The sequence below is a fragment of the Bradyrhizobium sp. IC4060 genome, from assembly GCF_020193715.1.
GTDB classification, from domain to species: Bacteria; Pseudomonadota; Alphaproteobacteria; order Rhizobiales; family Xanthobacteraceae; genus Bradyrhizobium; species Bradyrhizobium yuanmingense.
On the sequence record NZ_JADYVJ010000012.1, the window covers coordinates 76,949 to 95,127 of the forward strand.

General features: G+C 63.7%; 15 protein-coding genes and 1 tRNA gene. 6 read left to right on the forward strand and 10 right to left on the reverse strand.

Annotated features, from left to right (window positions below):
• The first annotated feature begins 13 nt into the window (after window positions 1–13).
• Complete coding sequence (locus I6F16_RS29995; RefSeq protein WP_036024036.1) at window positions 14–754, forward strand: di-trans,poly-cis-decaprenylcistransferase; 741 nt, start codon at window positions 14–16, stop codon at window positions 752–754.
• A gap of 102 nt (window positions 755–856) precedes the next feature.
• Complete coding sequence (locus I6F16_RS30000; RefSeq protein WP_036002505.1) at window positions 857–1,342, forward strand: cyclic nucleotide-binding domain-containing protein; 486 nt, start codon at window positions 857–859, stop codon at window positions 1,340–1,342.
• On the opposite strand, the gene I6F16_RS30005 is transcribed toward I6F16_RS30000, so the two are convergent.
• On the reverse strand, window positions 1,281–2,108 hold the full coding sequence (locus I6F16_RS30005; protein ID WP_225113279.1) for a metallophosphoesterase family protein: 828 nt from the start codon (window positions 2,106–2,108) through the stop codon (window positions 1,281–1,283). The genes I6F16_RS30000 and I6F16_RS30005 overlap by 62 nt on opposite strands.
• A gap of 207 nt (window positions 2,109–2,315) precedes the next feature.
• Here I6F16_RS30005 and I6F16_RS30010 point away from each other — a divergent pair, with 207 nt between their 5' ends.
• Together I6F16_RS30010 and I6F16_RS30015 are read left to right on the forward strand one after the other, a co-directional pair.
• A complete protein-coding gene (locus tag I6F16_RS30010) occupies window positions 2,316–3,002 on the forward strand; it encodes a DNA-3-methyladenine glycosylase I (RefSeq protein WP_109142059.1) in 687 nt (228 codons plus the stop codon).
• 201 nt (window positions 3,003–3,203) lie between these two features.
• A complete protein-coding gene (locus I6F16_RS30015) occupies window positions 3,204–3,497 on the forward strand; it encodes a hypothetical protein (RefSeq protein WP_036024052.1) in 294 nt (97 codons plus the stop codon).
• A 123-nt stretch (window positions 3,498–3,620) separates the two neighbouring features.
• Here I6F16_RS30015 and I6F16_RS30020 read toward each other — a convergent pair whose 3' ends face one another.
• The 4 genes from I6F16_RS30020 to I6F16_RS30035 all read right to left on the reverse strand — a co-directional run bounded on the left by I6F16_RS30020 (window position 3,621) and on the right by I6F16_RS30035 (window position 10,272).
• Window positions 3,621–5,096, reverse strand: coding sequence for a lipopolysaccharide biosynthesis protein (locus I6F16_RS30020; RefSeq protein WP_225174231.1), 1,476 nt, complete (start codon window positions 5,094–5,096; stop codon window positions 3,621–3,623).
• 399 nt (window positions 5,097–5,495) lie between these two features.
• Window positions 5,496–6,941 carry a HAMP domain-containing sensor histidine kinase gene (locus I6F16_RS30025; RefSeq protein ID WP_050995909.1) on the reverse strand — a complete coding sequence of 482 codons (1,446 nt, stop codon included), beginning with the start codon at window positions 6,939–6,941 and terminating at the stop codon, window positions 5,496–5,498.
• Between the two features lie 103 nt (window positions 6,942–7,044).
• Complete coding sequence (gene dinB / locus I6F16_RS30030) at window positions 7,045–8,145, reverse strand: DNA polymerase IV (protein ID WP_225174232.1); 1,101 nt, start codon at window positions 8,143–8,145, stop codon at window positions 7,045–7,047.
• Window positions 8,146–8,337: 192 nt separating this feature from the next.
• Window positions 8,338–10,272 carry an acyltransferase family protein gene (locus I6F16_RS30035; RefSeq protein ID WP_225174233.1) on the reverse strand — a complete coding sequence of 645 codons (1,935 nt, stop codon included), beginning with the start codon at window positions 10,270–10,272 and terminating at the stop codon, window positions 8,338–8,340.
• 307 nt (window positions 10,273–10,579) lie between these two features.
• Between I6F16_RS30035 and I6F16_RS30040 the strand changes: the two genes are divergently transcribed.
• Together I6F16_RS30040 and I6F16_RS30045 are read left to right on the forward strand one after the other, a co-directional pair.
• Entirely contained in the window at window positions 10,580–11,023 is a 444-nt protein-coding gene (locus tag I6F16_RS30040) for a TspO/MBR family protein (RefSeq protein ID WP_036002487.1), read from the forward strand.
• Between the two features lie 94 nt (window positions 11,024–11,117).
• Window positions 11,118–11,327 (forward strand): hypothetical protein, encoded by a 210-nt coding sequence (locus I6F16_RS30045; protein ID WP_036002484.1) that lies wholly within the window; start codon window positions 11,118–11,120, stop codon window positions 11,325–11,327.
• A gap of 226 nt (window positions 11,328–11,553) precedes the next feature.
• Here the strand turns inward: I6F16_RS30045 and I6F16_RS30050 are convergent, their stop codons facing one another.
• The 5 genes from I6F16_RS30050 to I6F16_RS30070 all read right to left on the reverse strand — a co-directional run bounded on the left by I6F16_RS30050 (window position 11,554) and on the right by I6F16_RS30070 (window position 18,068).
• Window positions 11,554–12,429, reverse strand: coding sequence for an SDR family oxidoreductase (locus I6F16_RS30050; protein ID WP_225130163.1), 876 nt, complete (start codon window positions 12,427–12,429; stop codon window positions 11,554–11,556).
• Window positions 12,430–12,558: 129 nt separating this feature from the next.
• On the reverse strand, window positions 12,559–13,392 hold the full coding sequence (locus tag I6F16_RS30055) for an AraC family transcriptional regulator (RefSeq protein ID WP_109142064.1): 834 nt from the start codon (window positions 13,390–13,392) through the stop codon (window positions 12,559–12,561).
• 388 nt (window positions 13,393–13,780) lie between these two features.
• Window positions 13,781–13,857, reverse strand: a tRNA-Arg gene (locus tag I6F16_RS30060).
• A gap of 63 nt (window positions 13,858–13,920) precedes the next feature.
• Window positions 13,921–14,958 carry a diguanylate cyclase gene (locus I6F16_RS30065; protein WP_225153645.1) on the reverse strand — a complete coding sequence of 346 codons (1,038 nt, stop codon included), beginning with the start codon at window positions 14,956–14,958 and terminating at the stop codon, window positions 13,921–13,923.
• On the reverse strand, window positions 14,958–18,068 hold the full coding sequence (locus tag I6F16_RS30070) for an EAL domain-containing protein (RefSeq protein WP_225174234.1): 3,111 nt from the start codon (window positions 18,066–18,068) through the stop codon (window positions 14,958–14,960). The genes I6F16_RS30065 and I6F16_RS30070 overlap by 1 nt, the downstream gene beginning before the upstream one ends.
• Between the last annotated feature and the right edge of the window lie 111 nt (window positions 18,069–18,179).

The window sequence follows — 18,179 nt, forward strand, 5'->3', positions numbered from 1 at the left end:
CGGAGACTTTGCAATGCAAAGTGACATCACGTCCCGCAACGAGAAGCTTCATGTCGGCATCATCATGGACGGCAACGGCCGATGGGCGACGCGGCGCGGCCTGTCGCGCGTGCGCGGCCACGAGGCCGGCGTCGAGACCATCCGCCGCATCGTCGAGGCCGCGCCCAAGCAGGGCATCGGCACGCTGACGCTTTACGCCTTCTCCACCGACAATTGGCGGCGGCCGAAGGCCGAGGTCGCGGCGCTGATGACCTTGCTGCGCTTCTACCTCGCGAACGAAGTGCAGAGCCTCGTCAAGAACGGCGTGCGTCTCTCCGTCATCGGCCGTCGCGATCGCCTGCCCGACGGCATCGCCGCCGCGATCGCGCGCGCCGAGGCGGCCACCGCCGATGGCCGCGCGCTGCATGTGCGCATCGCCGTCGATTATTCCGCGCGCGACGCCATCCTCAATGCCGCGGCCAAGGCGGCCGCGCTGACCAGCCTGACGCGTGAAGCCTTCTCGCAGCTCGTCACGGGCGAGGCTGGCCTTCGCGACGTCGACCTCATCATCCGCACCTCCGGCGAGAAGCGGCTGTCGGACTTCCTGCTTTGGGAAGGCGCCTATGCCGAGCTGTACTTCACCGAGCGGATGTGGCCCGAATTCGACGCGGGCGATCTTGCCGAGGCGCTCGCCGCCTTCCATGGCCGCGAGCGCCGCTTCGGCGGGCTGCAAGCCATTATGCCCGGAGAGGCGCCCTCGCTCTCGCAGGTGTGAGGCGCCTCGGCGCCCGCCGGCTCCCCCACCGATTGCCGCCCGGCACGGATCGTGCTCTAGTCTTCCGGCGTTGTGTACCCCTGCGACGGGAGCGTTCGCACCATGCGCGCAGTCCTCGATTACTGCACCGGCGGAACGGAGCGGCAGCTTGCCGCCGGCACCATCATCGTCGCCGAGGGGGGCACCTCCGGCCATCTCTACGTGCTGATGCAAGGTAGGCTCGAGGTGCTCAAGGGCGAGATGGTGGTCGCCACCGTCACCGAGCCCGGCGCGGTGTTGGGTGAGATGTCCGTGCTGCTGGGCCAGCCGCACACCGCAACGGTACGGGCCTGCTCCGACGCCATCGTCTACGAATTCGAGGATGCCGCCGCGTTCCTCGAGAGGGAGCCGGGCGTGGCGCTGCTGATCGCAAAAATGCTGGCGCAGAGGCTCAACGTCGCCAACACCTACCTCGCCGATCTGAAGCGGCAATATGCCGGCCACGGCACGCATCTGGCCATGGTCGGCGAAGTGCTCCAGAGCATGATCAACCTGCCGCCGGCTGAGGTTTCGCCCGGCTCTGATCGGCAATCCGATCCAAGAATGTGAGCCAGTCGGGCGGCGCCTCGATGGGGGCGGCGGGCCGCCGCAGCGGCGCATTCAGGTCGATCCATTGCGCCTCGCCGGCCGCCAGCCAGAACGCCTTGCCGGCGTCGAGATCGAGCACGATGCAGGTTGGGGGACGGCCGGGTTGCAGGCCCGTGTTGAAGACCCAGGTCTGGCCCAGCCGGTCGAACCACGATCCATTGCTGATGAAGGGCGATTGATGCACATGGCCCGAGATCACCATCGACGGCTGGTATTGCATGATCCACTGCACCAGCTCGACGTCGCCGAAGAAGCGCTTGCCGCCCCAGCTGGTCGGTGAATCCGCCGGCGGCGCATGATGCACCCAGATCCAACGCTGCGGCCTGACGGCTGCGGCATAGCGCAACTGCTCGATGAGGCGTTGCTTGACCTGAGGTCCATCCCACCACGGGCACACGGTGAACAGGGTATCGCCGACCGTCAGGCCGTCGCCGTCGCAGGCGATGCCGAGCTCGCGCACCTCCGAGATCCAGCGCGAAATCTTCTCACCTTCGGCGTTGCGCTCGTCGAGATCGTGATTGCCGGAGCAGAGGATCACGCGGGTCGTCGCGGCCAGCAGCGCGAGATACTTCTTCACCACCACGATCTGGGCGCGGAAATCCACCATCGAGCCGATGTCGAGCGCGTCGCCGGCGAAGATCACGAGGTCGAATTGCGGCGCCGCGCTGACCAGCCAGTCGAGCTGCGGCAGCGAATAGTGCAAGTCGGCCACGACCAGGCAGCGCATGGAAAATCCGACGGCCAGAGATCAAAATGTCAGGGAATTCCAAAACGATATAAAGCAAGAAGCAGACCAGCCCGGCCGCCCCTTTGCATCAATCCAATGAACGACAGCATGCTGCGTCCCGTCGCAGGGCGCAAGGGGCGGCAACGCGGGGCTGGACCGGATCGCCGAATTCTGGTGTCGTGGCCTGCCCTCAACACCCGTGTTCACATGACCCCCTTCAAGACCATTCGCGCCCGCGCCGAGAAGCGCAAGGGCGGGCCCAAGGCGCTGGACAAGTTGATGCCGGCCAAGCCGGACCTCAAGCAGCTCGCCAAGCTCGGCGACGATCGTATCCTCGCCGAAATGACCAAGCGGGTGTTCTGCGCCGGCTTTGCCTGGAGCGTGATCGACTCCAAATGGGACGGCTTCGAACAGGCCTTCCTGCATTTCCAGCCCGCCAAGCTCACGTTCCAGCCCGAAGACTATTGGGAAGGCCTGCTGCGCGACGCGCGCATCGTGCGCAACGGTGCCAAGATCATGTCGGTGCGCGACAACGCCGCCTTCGTGCAGGAGATCGCGAAGGAGCACGGCAGCTTCGGCAAGTTTCTGACGAAATGGCCGTCCTCCGACGAGATCGGCCTGCTCGACCTCCTCAACAAGCGCGGCAGCCGGCTGGGCGGCAACACCGGCCAGATGCTGCTCCGCTTCGTCGGCTGGGACGGCTTCGTGACGTCGAAGGACGTCGTGGCCTGCCTGCGCGCTGCCGGTCTCGACATCGCCGAGGAGGTCAAGTCGAAGGGCGATCTCGCCAAGGTGCAGGCGCAGTTCAACGCCTGGGCCGAGGAGTCCGGCCTGCCGTACACATATCTGTCACGCATCTGCGCGCTGTCGGTCGGCGAGAACAGCAGCGAGTAGCGCGTCGATCGATAGATCGTGTGCATCCTGTGGCGATCCTGTGCCGCGAACGCGGCCGATGAAACCCGCGATCACGAAATACATTTCGCAGGAACATTTATCCGCAGCACCTGTTCGGGATCAGAGCCAGGCACACAAGGGCGCAGGGAATGCTCGCTCCCGCCTGGCTCGATGAAACCGGATACAACAACGGAGCAGCTCATGAAGCTCACATCTGAACAGGTGAAGCAGACCGTCAACCAGCTCGGCGCTCAGGTGCTGCCCGACGAACATCCGGCGATGCCGCAGCTCAACAGCATGTTCGGCGAGCACACCTTCTTCGTCGACGAGATGGGCCTCAAGGTGCTCGAGCCCACGGGATCGCTGGGCAGCGACCGCCAGAGCGGCGAGGTCGTCAGCCTCGCCGATTGGGGCGATTCCGACCTGACGCGCCTGATGGCGCATGAGCCCGAACCGACCGGCGTGATCGTGGTGTTCGAGCATGTGAGGCATTGAGCAGCCCGACGGGACGTTTTGGAGACACGTGCGCCACGGCACTCCCGTGGCGCGCGGCTTTGGCGTGACTGGTGACGTGGTGATCAGCTCCGCCGTCTTGCGAACGGTCTGGTGCCGGTCGCATTACCTGCCGCGAATGCTCTGTGCGTAGCGCCACATTTCTCCGCGACAGGCCGGAAACAGCGCAACGATCGTGAGCGAAACCGCATATGAAAGGCAGAAGCAGGCTGCCAATTCCGGGATCCCTCCGATCGAACGCGCCAGCAGCCAGCGATGCAGCAGAGACACCGTCACCACTGAAGCGAGGGCTCCGGCGAGATGTGGCCCGACCACTTCCATGAGGTCTCGATGACGCACCGGGCCGCATCGCCCAATCAGCCACCACAGGATGGGCGTGCGCACGCACTCGCTGATCGAGTATGCGCTGGCGACGCCGACTGGTCCGAACGGCAGCCCGCATATGAAAGCGAGAATCGATGTTGAGACATTGAACAGGCCCCAGCGCATGTATTCCTTGGTGCGGCCCTGGCTGAGGAAAAGCCAGTTGGCGGGGCTGTTGCTGGTCTGCAGCAGACCGGCGATGCTGAGGGCGACGAAGATCGGCGCAGCCTCGCTCCATTGGTCGCCGAGCAGGGTTTCGACCAGCGTATCGGCGGTCGCGATCATGAAGCCGACGCCAGGCAACACGAGCAGGAGCGCCGGCAGCACCGCGCGACGGAACGAATCCCGATAGCGCTCCGGCTCCTTCAGCAGGCCCGACAGCGTCGGCAGCATGATTCGCACCATCGGATTGCTGACTTGCTGAAGCGGAAACAGCAGCAACCGGTAGGCGCGGTTATACGCGCCAAGCGAGGCAGCCCCCCAGACCTTGCCGATCAACACCCCGTCGGTATTGCGGGACAGGAATTCGGCAAGATTGTAGCCGGTCACGCCGAGCCCGAAGTTCAGCATGTCGCGTGCAGCCTTGATCGAGCCGGGCCTCGACGGCAACCATCCCGAACTCAGCCACGCGCCGCTCGCGAGCACCAGACCTGATGTCAGGCTGCCGGCGAGAATGGCCCAATAGCTGTGATAGACGTACGCGACCGCGGCAGAGGTCAGTAATCCAGTCAGTGCGGCCGCGGACTCCAGGCCTGCCAGCGTCCAGAATCTCATCTGTCGCGTCAGCAACGACAAATGCTGGACGTCAGCGCCGCTGAGCAGCAACGTGACGCTCATACCGGATGTCAGTGGGGCGAGATTTGGCGCGCTGTAGAACCTGGCGACGAGCGGCGATAGCGCCACCTGTGTGGCCGCCAGTAGCGCGCCGACCGAGAGGTTCACCCAGAACAGTGCACTCAGCTCGTTGTGCGTCAACTCGTCCTTCTGCACGGTCGCGTGTCCAAGACCGAGATCCTGGAACAGCACCGCGAAGGCGAGCACCGGCGAAGCCATTGCATAAGTACCAAAGTCGACTGGCGTCAGTAGGCGCGAGAGCAGGATCACAGATCCGGTCTGCGTCGCTACACGCACGACCTGAGTGACGATCGCAGCGAGCGCACCTTTCCGTACGTTCCGGGACTGCTCGTCCTCGGACAAGCGCATGTTGAGTTGAGTCACGATCAGCTCCTCGAGCGGCGAACAACGAAAATTTCAAGCGCAGTTCGAAAGCAAGACGGTGAATCAAACGACAGTTTATCTTTTCGATTTCATGCGATTGGCGCTTCATTCATGTGCGATCAACCGGACGCCCTCATGCGCGGACCACCGCACGAGAGAGACATCGAAGCTATCGCGCGTGAGCAGCGTCGCGAAACGCCGACGACTATCCGTCAGTACGTGTCAATTGAATGGCGCGACCAAACTGCGTTCGCAAAAAACTTTACGTCGATCCGCTCGAACGAACAGCCAATGGAGTGCATCTTGTTCAGAGCAGCGCGTCGAAATCGAAAAAGAGGCTGGTCTGTCAGCTTCACGTCAGGCAGTGCCAAGATCGACACAGAACCGCTCGCAATAGTGTCAAACCTCTAGTCTTCGCGGTTCTCTTGCAACGTGTTCTTCAACGGGAATTTCGATGACGATCTGAGTTCCCGGACTCGCCTTGCTCTCGAGCAGCAAGCGCCCGTTGAGCGATGAGGTGACGAGATTGAACGCGATGTGCAGTCCCAGACCGGCATTGCCTTTCTCGCGACTTGTCGTGACGAATGGATCGAAGATGTGCGCCTGCAGGTGGTCAGGGATTCCGACGCCTTCATCAGCGCAGACAAGGCGGACTGATCTCGGATTCGGTTGGTTTACCGTGATCACGAACCGGCCGCCTCTCTTGTCAGGATACGCATGCGCTGCAGTGTTGAGGGCGAGATTGCTGATCACCTGAGCAAGCGCTCCGGGATAGCTGTTGAGCTTGATTCCCGCCGGGCAGTGTACCTCCACGGTCAGGGCATGATGCGACAGCAATGGCCCGAGCCGGGACATCAACTCCGATAGCCAATCCCTGAGCTCGAAACTGCGCCGGTCCTCATCGGCTTGATGGACCGCGACCTGCCTGAAGCTGTGCACCATTTCGGATGCGCGGTGCAGATTTTCGAAGGTCAGGTTGAGCCCCTGCTTGAGCCGGTCAATGCCCTTGGTTAGATCGGACCGCCGGACCGATGCTCCGCCCAATGCATCACTCATCGTTTGCAGGTCATCCTGCATGGCCGTCGACGTCGTCAAGGCGAGGCCGAGCGGGGTGCTGACCTCGTGAGCGACACCTGCCACCAATTGCCCGAGCGAGGCGAGCTTTTCCGCCTGCACGAGATGCTCCTGGGTCGCGCGCAGATCGCGCAACGATTTCTCGGAGCGTTCCTTTTCCCGTTGCAGCGCCTCGGATGTCCGGAACTGCTTTCGCGCCCGGTACTCGCGCGCAGCCACCGCGTAGAGCGACAATGCGTAGGCGTTGCCGACGAGAGAATGGTTGATGAAGCTCAGGCCGGTCGGCATTGTCGACGCGAATGTCTCGGCGACCAGCAACGCCACCCACGACAGCAGGCAGAAGATCGCCAGCGAGCCGATCCGCAAGGGCAGCATGGTCGAGACGAACAGTATGATCATCATCATGCCGGGCGCGGCAAAGGTGAAGCCCGAGGGAAGCACGAGATAGATGCTCGGCAGAATGCAGCCCGGGATGACGCAATAGATGAGAAAGATCGTCTCCGCCCATGGCTTCATCCGGCGCCGCGACAGCAGCGCCGTCAGCGGGAGCAGGATGACCACGGCGGTTCCACCGCGGATTGCGAGCGTGGTCGGCACGACTTCGGGGTAGAGCACCCAATCCCAGAGCGTGTAGCTGGCATAGGTGGCGGCGCCAAGCAGCATCGCGATCTGCGTCCATCCGAGACTGCCCCGGACATATTGGTCGACAAACCGGCGTTCCTCGATGCGGTCTTCGAAGCGCAGTCCGAGGCGTATCAATAAGGCAAGCATCCAAACTCAATCGCGAAAAGTCATGTCTGGTGTATCTACGACAGGTTTGGCGCCGCGTCGCGGATAAAGATGCCGCGTTCACCGAAGGGGCCTCAAGCCGCGTTCAGATGCCCAGCGTCAGCTGCGGCTCCGACTCGCCGGCGGCGTGGAGCGACGACAGCGAGACCCCAAGCAGCCTGACGCGCTTGGGCAGCGGCATCTCGGCTTCGAGCAGGCCGCAGGCCAGCCGCTCCAGATCGTCGCGTCCGGCAACGGCCGCCGCGACGGATCGGCTGCGCGTGATGATCTCGAAATCGGCGAATTTGATCTTCAGGGTGACGGTGCGGCCGCGATTGCCCGTCGCCTCGCAATGCCGCCAGACCTTGTCGACGAGCGGCCTTAGCTCGGCGGCAAGCGCGTCGAACGCATCGAGGTCGGTCGAGAACGTGTTCTCCGCGCCGACGGATTTGCGGATCCGGTTGGCGCGGACCGGCCGCTCGTCGACGCCGCGCGATATCCAATAATAATACGCGCCTGACTTGCCGAAATTCGCGTTCATGAACTCCAGCGATTGGTTGCGGATGTCCCGGCCGGTGAACAGGCCGAGCGCGTTCATCTTCGCAGCCGTCGCCGGACCGATGCCGTGGAATTTGCCGACCGGCAGCGGCTCGACGAAGGCCGGCCCCATCTCCGGCGAGATCACGAACTGGCCGTTGGGCTTGCGATGATCGGACGCGAGCTTGGCCAGAAACTTGTTGTAGGAGATACCCGCCGACGCGGTGAGGCCGGTCTCCGCCTTGATCTTCGCGCGGATCTCGAGCGCGATGTCCCGCGCCAGCGGGATGCCTTGCAGGTTCTCCGTCACGTCGAGATAGGCTTCATCGAGCGACAGCGGCTCGATGACGGGCGTGTGCTCGGCAAAGATGTCGCGGATTTGTCTGGAGATCGCCTTGTAGACCTCGAAGCGCGGCCTGACGAAGATCAGGTCGGGACATTGCCGCTTCGCCGTCACCGACGGCATGGCCGAGCGAACGCCGAACTTTCGAGCCTCGTAGCCCGCCGCCGCAACGACGCCGCGTTCCGCGGAGCCGCCGACCGCGACCGGCTTGCCGCGCAGCTCCGGATTGTCGCGCTGCTCCACAGAGGCATAGAACGCATCCATGTCGATATGGATGATCTTGCGGACAGGCGAGGGCTCGCCGGTCGTCGGGTCGGATTCGCTCATGGAAAGATGATACAATCGCGTGGGGAGATGCGCGAGCCGAGGGATGCTTCCGTCGATCCGGCGGCTGAATTGAGCTGCACAATCGCGGCAGGGTCAAAAGCATCTCAGGCTCGTGACGAGAGGCGCTCGTCAGTTCCGTTCAGTCGAGATGGCTTCGGCTCGGCCGCGATCGCTTGGGAGAGGCAGAGGCCCCTACTTGCCACGGATGAACTCAAGGAGCTGGCTTGAGGCTCCGTCGCCAACGCGCTGCGCACCTGCGACCGTGAGGTGATTGACGTCCCAATAGAGCCAGAGGCCGTCCATGGCGGTCGGACACTCGGCTTCTCCGCACAAATAGCGTTCTGGATAGAGCAGAAAGACCTGGTTCGGGTAGCGGCTCCGGATCTCCTCGAGCATGGCGTGGAATTCGCGATTGTCGGCCTGCACGCGATCAAGGGGCACAGCAGGACAGGGCTTGCTTGGCGCGTGCCAGAGGGGTCCCGGTGCGAAGCGGGACATCGGACTGCGGCAGCCCGGCTCGACTCCGGGCGCTATGATCAGGATGCGTCGTCCGCTGCCGCCCAGCTCATGGATCGTGTTCTCGATGCCGGCCCGCCAGACCTGCAGGGCCGGTGCATTGACCTCCGGCGCGAGCTCGTTGCGGAGCGCATCGCCGTAGGTCATCCAGGATTGACTGAGCACGATTGGAGCCTGGTTCTGCCTGATCGCGGCGAGGTAGGTATCGCGCTGGCGTTTGCAGTCCTGCGAGCCGTCGAAAGCTGTTCGCACGAGGCCGACGAGCAACGGACAACCTTCGGCCGTATAGGCTTCTCCCCGGACGGCGGCGCGCTTTGCCGCCGGGTCCAGCGCTGCGACATAATGCTCGGCGAAGGAGTCGCCGAGCACTTGCACGCCAACGGGGTCGCTCAATGAACCGAAGGCACATTTCGATTGTGCGCTCTTGGCGCACGGCCAGAAGCCGAATCGCTGCAGATCGGCGACCTCGCGGGCCTGTGCCGGGAGCCGCCATGGCCAGCCATCTTGGCGGTTGGCCACAAATGCAACAATCGCGAGCGCGACGATCGTCGCGGCGGCGGGGCCGGCGACTCGCAGCAGTGACGAGCGACCCGCGCGATAAGGCTGTTCGATCAGCCGATACATCAGCACAGCCAGCATCATCGCGAGGGCGACGATCAGCGCTTTCACCGCAACCGACTTGGCGTCGTCGCCCAGGATGTAGTTTGCATAGACGATCAGGGGCCAGTGCACGAGGTAGAGCGAGTAGGACACCAGCCCGATCCCCGCACTCAGCGGATTGGTCAGGACAGGCGAAAGGACGTGACGCTCGCCCGCCAAGATCACGCAGGCTGCACCCAGGCATGGGATGAGGGCCGTCGCGCCAGGGAAGGAGGTCGCACTGTCGAAGCTGACGACCGCGTAAGCGATCAAACCGAATCCGGCGGCAGCCAACAGCGAGCGCGCTCCGGCCTGGAAGGTCAGCCTCTGCTCAGCAAAGATGACCAGCGCTCCGATCGCAAATTCGAAGGCGCGACAGGTCGGCAGGTAGAAAGCACCCGAGCTGTCGGTTGCGAGTGTCGCTTGCGCGACGCCGAGGGAAAGAATTGCGATGCCAAGAATGAGCAAAGGCAGTGCGCGACCGAGCAATCGGCGCCCCAGCAGAATGAACACGGGCCAAAACAGATAGAATTGCTCCTCGACGGCCAGCGACCAGAAGTGAAGCACGGGGCTGGGATCGGTCGAGTTGGCGAAATAGGCGTGGCTGCCGCGCCAGAAGTAGAAATTCGAGACCGATACCAGCGTAGCCACGGCGTCTTGAGTCAGGCCCTTGAAAAGCTCCGGAGAGAACCAGAGGCCACCGACGGCCAAGATGCCGATGATGGTGACGATCGCTGCGGGAAAGAGGCGCCGGATGCGGCGCTCGTAAAATCGCTGGAGCGAAAATTCGCCGCGATCAGCCTCGCTGAGAATGATCCGAGAGATCAGATAGCCGGACACGACGAAAAACAGGTCGACGCCAACGAAGCCGCCGCCGAACGGCGGAACGTCCAAATGATAGAGGAATACGCTCAAGACGGCGATCGCCCGGAGCCCGTCAATGTCGCGTCGATGGGATAGCTTTGTAACCAAGTGCTGAATCCACTGGCGGCGGTTCGTCCGACTGCGGATCCGCGCGCGCCCGCTTGCCTTTAGCGCGCCCGCATGCGTTCCTCAACCGCAGGACGGGCCGAATTCCCCCCCAATCGGGCTCGCCCCGGTCAGGCCGTCTCCGTCAACGTCGGCAACCCATCCGACGCTGCTGCGAGAAGACGCAGGACTTTGCCATGGCGCTCAGCGCATCGCTTCTCGTCGCACGGCCGCGGCTGCGCCAGGCATCGAGTCGGATTGGCTCATGGAAGGATGTTACAATCGGATGATGAGAAGGGCGAGGTGACGGATGCTTCAGTTGTTGGTCTTCGTGGCGGGCGTCGTCGGCACCGGCTGGTTGATCGGCGCGACCAATCCCCCCGGTGAATGGTATGCCGGCCTTGCCAAGCCGAGCTTCGTCCCGCCGAACTGGGCGTTCCCGATCGCCTGGACCATCCTTTACGTTCTGATCGCTGTTGCGGGGTGGCGAACCTTTCGCCGTGAGCCCAGGGGCAAGGCGATGCTGGCCTGGGCGGCGCAAATGGCGCTCAACTTCATTTGGTCTCCGGTCATGTTCACGATGCACCAGATCGGCGCCGCGCTCGTCATTCTCGTCGGCCTGTTCATCGCGATCGTGACCTACATCGGTCTCGAGCTGTCACGCGACAGGCTCGCCGCCGCATTGTTCGTGCCCTACGCAGCCTGGGTCGCGTTCGCCGGTGTGCTCAATGCGGCGATCTGGCGCTTGAATTGAGGCGCTGGGTCTCGACCGATTCAAAAAACAATCTCAGGCTTGTGAGTGGCAAGCATGGGCACGCGACCCAATATGAGCCCGCGGAGGACAGCCCATGCAATACAGCTCCGAGCTCATTCACACCATGCGTCAAGCGCTGGAGACCGTGATGGCGAGTGTGCCGGCCCATCAATCGGTGTTCGGCCTGAAAGCGGCCGTCGCCGAATGCATCCTGAAGGCCGCCGCACACGGCCACACGTCATACGATGGATTGGTGACGGCAGCGTCCGACCAGCTCCAGGCGATCATCGCGATGCTGACGTGAGGGCCGGCCTCGTGCTCGTCTTCACGGTTCGGGTGCTGCGGGTCAGTGGGTGAGAGGCGCTGCTTCCTGCGCGCGGAGCTCTCGTCCAGTGCGCTGCCCAGCGCCGGGGTCATCATCGCGAGCAGCTCCGGATTGTGCCCGGGGAATATCGAACGCCCGGACAAATCTTACGCAATGCCGCCAATGATGAGATCGAAAGATCTTTCGTGCGTCGCTTTCGAGTAGTTTATCGCCCGGTGTAGCCGCCGTTAATGTAGACAGTCTGGCCCGTGACCCAATGCGATGCTGGCGACGCAAGGAACCGAATCAGCGGAACGACGTCGGAGACCGCGCCGAGGCGCCCCGCTACAGAAAGACGCGTCGCGTAGGCGATGGCGGCCGCGTCCTCGGGCGCCCGATAGAAGGGTGTATCTATTGGGCCGGGCGCAACGGCATTGACCGTGACACCGCGAGCCCCGAGTTCGCGCGCCATGGAGCGCGTGAACTGTTCGAGAGCTGCTTTCGATCCCTGATATAACGCATAGTTGGGAAGGTAGCCGTCGATCAGCGACGAGCATGCATTAATGATTCGCCCACCGTCCGGAAGATGACGGCTCACCTCCTTCATTATGAAAAAGCTCGCCTTGGCGTTCACTCCGAACACGTCGTCGTATTCGGCCTCGCTGATTTCGGCCACCGGCTTCTTGACCATGCGACCGGCGTTGTTGATCAGTATGTCGATGCGACCGAATTCGCGCAGCGTCGCCTCCACGAGGCGCGAGTGCGTCGGCATGTCGTGGAGTTCGCCTTCGATAGTGGCGGCACGAGCACCCTGTGCGCGGACAAGGTGCGCTGCAGTCTCGGCATCAGCTCGATCGCCCGCGTCATGATAGTGGATCATGATGCTCGCACCGTCCGCTGCGAGTCCTGCTGCATATGCGCGGCCGAGATTGCGCGGCCCTCCGGTGATCAGCGCGACTTTTCCCGCGAGAACACGGGTTGGGTCTCCCGACTGATTCGTTTGGGCGTCTGTTCGACCGACTGCAGCCGCCGTAGCCGCCGCCGCGGTGATGCCAAGTGTCATCGAACGACGCGATAGCCAAATGTTTTCGTTTTGAGTCATGGTTATCCTGCGCCTCCGCTTCAGCATGTCAGCAGGCCGTCGTTCACAAAAACGGCTTGGCTCTCCGGTCACGCGAACCTAGAGGCATGAGGCCGCTGCGCGGCAGGTCGATTCTTGCTGTCTTTTGCTTCAGCGCGCGCGGATATCAGACGGCAACAGACCTGTCCGGGCACGGAACTGACGACGAAAATGATTGATGTTCGAATAGCCGAGGTCGGCGGCGATCGCTTCAACGCTATCGGGCGTGTTCCGAAGGCGTTGGCGCGCGTGCTCTAGGCGGCGGCTCGACACATATTGATGCGGCGCAGATCCGGTGGCGGCCTTGAACGCCCTGGCAAAGTGAAACGGACTTAGTGCCGCAACTTCGGCCAGCCGCGCGAGCGTCAGATCCGTGGCGGTGTGTGCTTCTACAAAATCCAGCACTCTGCGCAGGCGCCGAGTATCCAGCGAGCCTTTTGAGCGCTCGATCGCCCGCCCTCCGAATTTTCCGCACAAGACAATCGCGTAGAGGGTCCGCACCAATGAATCGCGTTCGACGTCGTTCAAATGATGCCTCCCGCGCGCGGCTGCGCGGAAACGGTCAACGATCGCCCATGCGTGAAAGTTCTCCCAGCCATGAATATCGGCAAGATCGGCATGGCCCTCAGCACCAAGTTCCTCGGCAATTTGCTTCCGCAGCGAGCCATCCGCTGAAATTTCTACCACTTCAGCGGGCGAAGTTGTTCGCACCCATTTGACCGGTTCTCCGCCGGTCAGACCGATTGTTCCGGCAGGCGCATCGCGAGCGACCGTGCGTCCATTCGCCAGCATTACAGCGGCGTTCTTCTGGCCGTTAAACCCCACCGCGATCGCTCCAGGCAGCGCGAGCGATGCATCACCTGCGTCCGCCGCGGGCGGCAGACGGAGGTGCGCAACGCGCACGCTCCCCCATGTGAACCGGGCTATGTCGATGCGATTGAACATCCGACGTGAGATTTGGGGGACGGTGTACGTCGCATCAAGCCCGGTATCTCGCCGCCAATCGGTAACATTCGTCGCTCCGGGAGAGAGGCTCCGGCGGGCAGAACTGGCTCACGCGAGCCGAGGCCGTTGCATCGAAGACGTGATCGAAAAGGCTCTGGTGAATGTGGGGCGGTTCGGTAGCGCGAGCGACATTCCGCTGCTTCGCGCTTGGTCACTCTATCCTGATCTGGGGTGTGCTTCGCGATACAGGCCATCAGGGAGATTGATGAAGCGACCGGCCAGATGAAGCCGCCTGCCGAGGGCTAGTTGAGGTAGGGCTAATTGAGGTAGCGCGCCGCATCGAGGGAGCTGCGCGTCAATCGGTGACAATATCGCGCAAATCACAAAATGGCGCACCCGACACGATTCGAACGTGTGACCTTTGCCTTCGGAGGGCAACGCTCTATCCAGCTGAGCTACGGGTGCTAGTCGAGGTTCATTTAGCCGATTGGCGCGGGGCGGGCAACCGCTTCTCGATGGAAGCGCGCTTCAGGCCGATTTGCGCTTGACCGGGTCCGGAACCGGCTTGCCGCCGAGGGCGGCGAATTCGGCCAAAACCCGGTCGGCGCAGATGACGCGGTTGCGGCCGAGGCGTTTGGCGACATAGAGCGCCTCGTCGGCCGCGCCGAGCAGCCGGTCGGGGCCGCCGTCGGCACCGCCGGGAATATGGCTTGCGACGCCGACGCTGAGGGTAACGTGGTCGCCGGCGCCGATCGCGCCATGGGCGATCGCCAAGGCCATCACGGCGCAGCGGATCGCCTCGGCCACCATGCAGGCGCTGTCGCAATCCATGTCGGGGAGGATCAGCGCAAACTCCTCGCCGCCATAGCGGCTGGCGAGGTCGAGCGGGCGCACCGCATGCCGGCTGACGACGTCAGCCACCGCGCGCAGGCACTCGTCGCCGCTCTGGTGGCCGTGCTGGTCGTTGAACAGCTTGAAATGGTCGACGTCGACGAACAGCAGGGCCAGCGGCTTCTGCGTGCGTTGGGCGCGGGCCCATTCGCCGAGCAGCATCTGGTCGAAGGCGCGGCGGTTCGCGAGGCCAGTGAGCCCGTCCTTGGTCGCGAGCTCCTTCAGCGCCATCTCGGCGCGCTTCTGGTCGGTGAGGTCGCGCAGAGTCTCCACCACCGCGATCAGGTTGCCGGCCTCGTCGTGGATCGGGCCGGCGTCGATGGCGAGATAGAGCTGGCTGCCGAGCTTGGGCATCACGCACCAGTTCTCCGCGGAGAAGCCGAGCCCGTTGTGGCCGCGCGCGGCATATTCCGAATAATACTCCGGCAACTGCTCGGGCCGGTCGAGCGCGACGAGGTCGGCAAGGCAGGGGCGCTTCGTCTCGTAGAATGCCTGCCAGTGCTTGCTGGTGCCGATCACTTCGGCGGCCCCGACGCCGGTCAGCCGCTCGCAGGCTCTGTTCCAGATCACGACGCGGCGCTTCGGGTCAATCACGAAGGTCGGCACCACGAGGTGCTGCATCAGCCGGACGGCGTAGGAATCGGCGACATCGAGCGCCTTGCGCGACTTCGGCATCAGGCCACCGCAGCCACGGGCAAGCCATCGGAGGGACCGAACAGCTTGCGTACCTCGCTGGCCGGCTTCGGTGCACTGAACAGATAGCCCTGCATCTGCGTGCAGCCGAGCGCGCGCAGCATGTCGCGCTGCGCCTCGGTCTCGACGCCCTCGGCGACCGTGGTCATGCTGCTGGCGGCCGCGATGTTCACCACCGCCTGCACGATGATGGGCGAGCCGCTCGCCTCGGCGATGTCGACGACGAAGCAGCGGTCGATCTTGATCTTGTCGAACGGGAAGCGCTTCAGATAGCTCAGCGAGGAATAGCCGGTGCCGAAATCGTCGAGCGCGATGCGCACGCCGATCGACCGCAACTGGTGCAGGATCGAGAGCGCCGCCTCGTCGTCGCGGATCAGCACGGCCTCGGTGATCTCGAGCTCGAGCCGGCGCGGGTCGAGGCCGGAGGCGGCGAGCGCGCCCGCGATTCGCAGCGCCAGCGTGTCGCATTTGAGCTGCACGGGCGAGACGTTGACCGCGAGGCGCACATGCGCCGGCCAGGTCGCGGCCTCACTGCAGGCGGTGCGCAGCACCCAGTCGCCGAGCTCGGTGATGAGGCCGGTGTCCTCGGCGACCGGAATGAACTCCGCCGGCGACACCATGCCGCGCTGGGGATGGCGCCAGCGCAGCAGCGCCTCGCAGCCGGAGACTTCACCCGAGCGCAGGTCGACCAGCGGCTGATAGTGAATCTCGAAGCCGCCGTTGACGAGGGCCTGGCGTAAATCCTGCTCCATGCTGAGGCGTGCCTTGGCGCAGGCATCCATTGCGGGCTCGAAGAAGCGGTGGGTGCGCCGCCCCTCGGCCTTGGCCCCGTACATCGCGAGGTCGGCGTTCTTGACCAGCTGATCGAGATCGGCGCCGTCCTGGGGCGCCAGCGCGATGCCGATGCTGGCATCGGTGGAGAGCTGATGGCCGAGGCAATGATAGGGCTGCCGGATCGCCTGGTAGATCCGCTTCACGAAGGACAGCACGTCGGCGGAAGACCCGATGTCGGTCTGGATCACGGCGAATTCGTCGCCCCCGAGCCGCGCGATCAAATCGCCCTGCTTGAGACAGCCGCGCAGACGGCCGCCTATCGCCTTCAACAGCTCGTCGCCGACGTGATGACCGAGCGAATCGTTGATGCCCTTGAACTCGTCGACGTCGATGTAGAGCAGCGCAAACTGGCCGCCTTCGGCGACCTTCTCCAGCTCGCATTCGATCTGCTCGCGGAACAGGGCCCGGTTCGGCAGGTCGGTCAGCGCGTCGTAATGCGCCATATGCGCGATCTTCTCGTGATCGCGCCGCCGCTCGGTGACGTCCTCGACGACATTGATGATGTAGCGCGGCTCGCCCGACCTGTCGCGGATTCCGATCCGGGTGGACGTGATGTAGCGCCGTCCGATGCTTGGCGTGGTCCACACGTGCTCGTCCAGGAACAGCCCGTCCGGCGATTGCAGCAGCTTGTCGTCGTCCCGGGTGATGATCCCGGCGGTTTCTGCCGGATAGAGATCGAACGCGGTCTTGCCGACGATCGTCTTGCTGGTTTCGCCGAGTTGTTGCTCGGCCACCTGGTTGGCCAGCAGGTAGCGCCGCGTGCGGGCATCCTTCACGGTGATCCGTGACGGGATATGGTCGATGATCTCGCGCAGGAAGGTGTAGTTGCGGTCGCGCTCCTGCTCCAGATTGCGCTGCTCGGTGATGTCCTCGATCGTGGCGACCCAGCCGCCCTGCGCGAGCGGCGTGTTGATGACCTGGAAGGCGCGGCCGTTGGCCAGCTGATGCGTTCTCGTCGAGACCGTGCCTTCGGCGACGACCCTCATGACGTCGGCGCAAAACGCTTCGACATCGCCATCGAATGCGCCGCGCTCCTTGCGATGATACATCGCCTCGCGGATGTGGCAGCCGGGCTTGATGACGTCGTGGGACAGGCCGAACATGTCGGCGTAGCGGCGGTTGCAGGTGACGATGGTGCCGCCCGCGTCGTACAGGATCAGCCCTTGCGACATGTTGTTGAGGGCGGTGTCGAGCCGCAGCCGCTCCGCTTCGATGCGCTGCTGGGCTTCGCGGTTCTGCCGGTTGATCTGGCGGATGATCAGATAGAGGATCAGCGCGATCACGCTGGCCGCGACGCCTGCCGTGGCCACCATGAAGCCGGTTTGCTGCCGCCAGTCCGCAAGTGCCGCTGCCGTGGTGTTGGTGGCGATGATGACCAGCGGGAAATGCGTCAGCGACGCAGCCGAGCCGAGCCGCTCCTCACCGGTGACGGGGCTCCTGCCGCGGAGCGTCTGCTGACCGCCTTCGGCCAGCACTTTCTGCATCAGCGGCCCGTCCTTGAAGTTCCGCCCGATCAGCTCCTCGGCGTGCGGATAGCGCGCCAGCATCTTGCCCTCGCGATCGAACAGCGAGATGGCCGTGCCGTCGGCGAGCGCGACCGAAGCGAAATATTGCTGATAGCTGCTCGGGTCGATCCGCCGCACCATGGCGCCGAGGAATGTGCCGTCCGCGCCGCGCAGCCGGCGTGCGACGACCGTGGTCCATTTGCCGATGATGAGGCTGCGGACCGATTCCAGGATGACCGGCTCGGCCGCCGGGTTGAACTTGAACGACTGGAAATAGCCGCGCGAGGAGATGTTGATCTTGGGCAGCGGCTGGGCCCGCGACCAGTTGATCAGATCGCCCTCGGCATCGTAGATCGCGATGTCGCCGAGATACGACACGGAGCTGATCTTGCTGCGCAGCATCTGGTTTGGCGCAGGCCCGGACATGCGCTCGCGGAACATCGCAGGCGAGGTGATCTCCGCCAGGTTCATCTGTCCGATCAGGTCGGCGGCGACGACGTCGGAATCCTCGAATTGCTGATCGAAATGCCGCGCGATCAGCTTCACCGTGTTCTCGAGCTCGCGTTCGCGGTTGGCGAGGGTCCGCTCGCGGAATTCGCCGACCGCCATGGCCGTGACGATGAAAATGCCCGCGACCAGAAATACGCCGCACAAGGTCAGCCACAGGACAGGACCGCGGCGCGCCAAGGCCTCCCAGCCGTTCCTCGCGGCTAGAGACATTCCGGCTGCTACCTTGGCAAAGACCTGGCGCATTCCCCCTCCCTGGAAGAACAGGAATACACCGCACAAATGGCGCAAACCTTAGGAAAACCAGTTACCTGAGCGTTAATCCGGTTGCGTGATGGCGCCGATATGTAGCCGCGC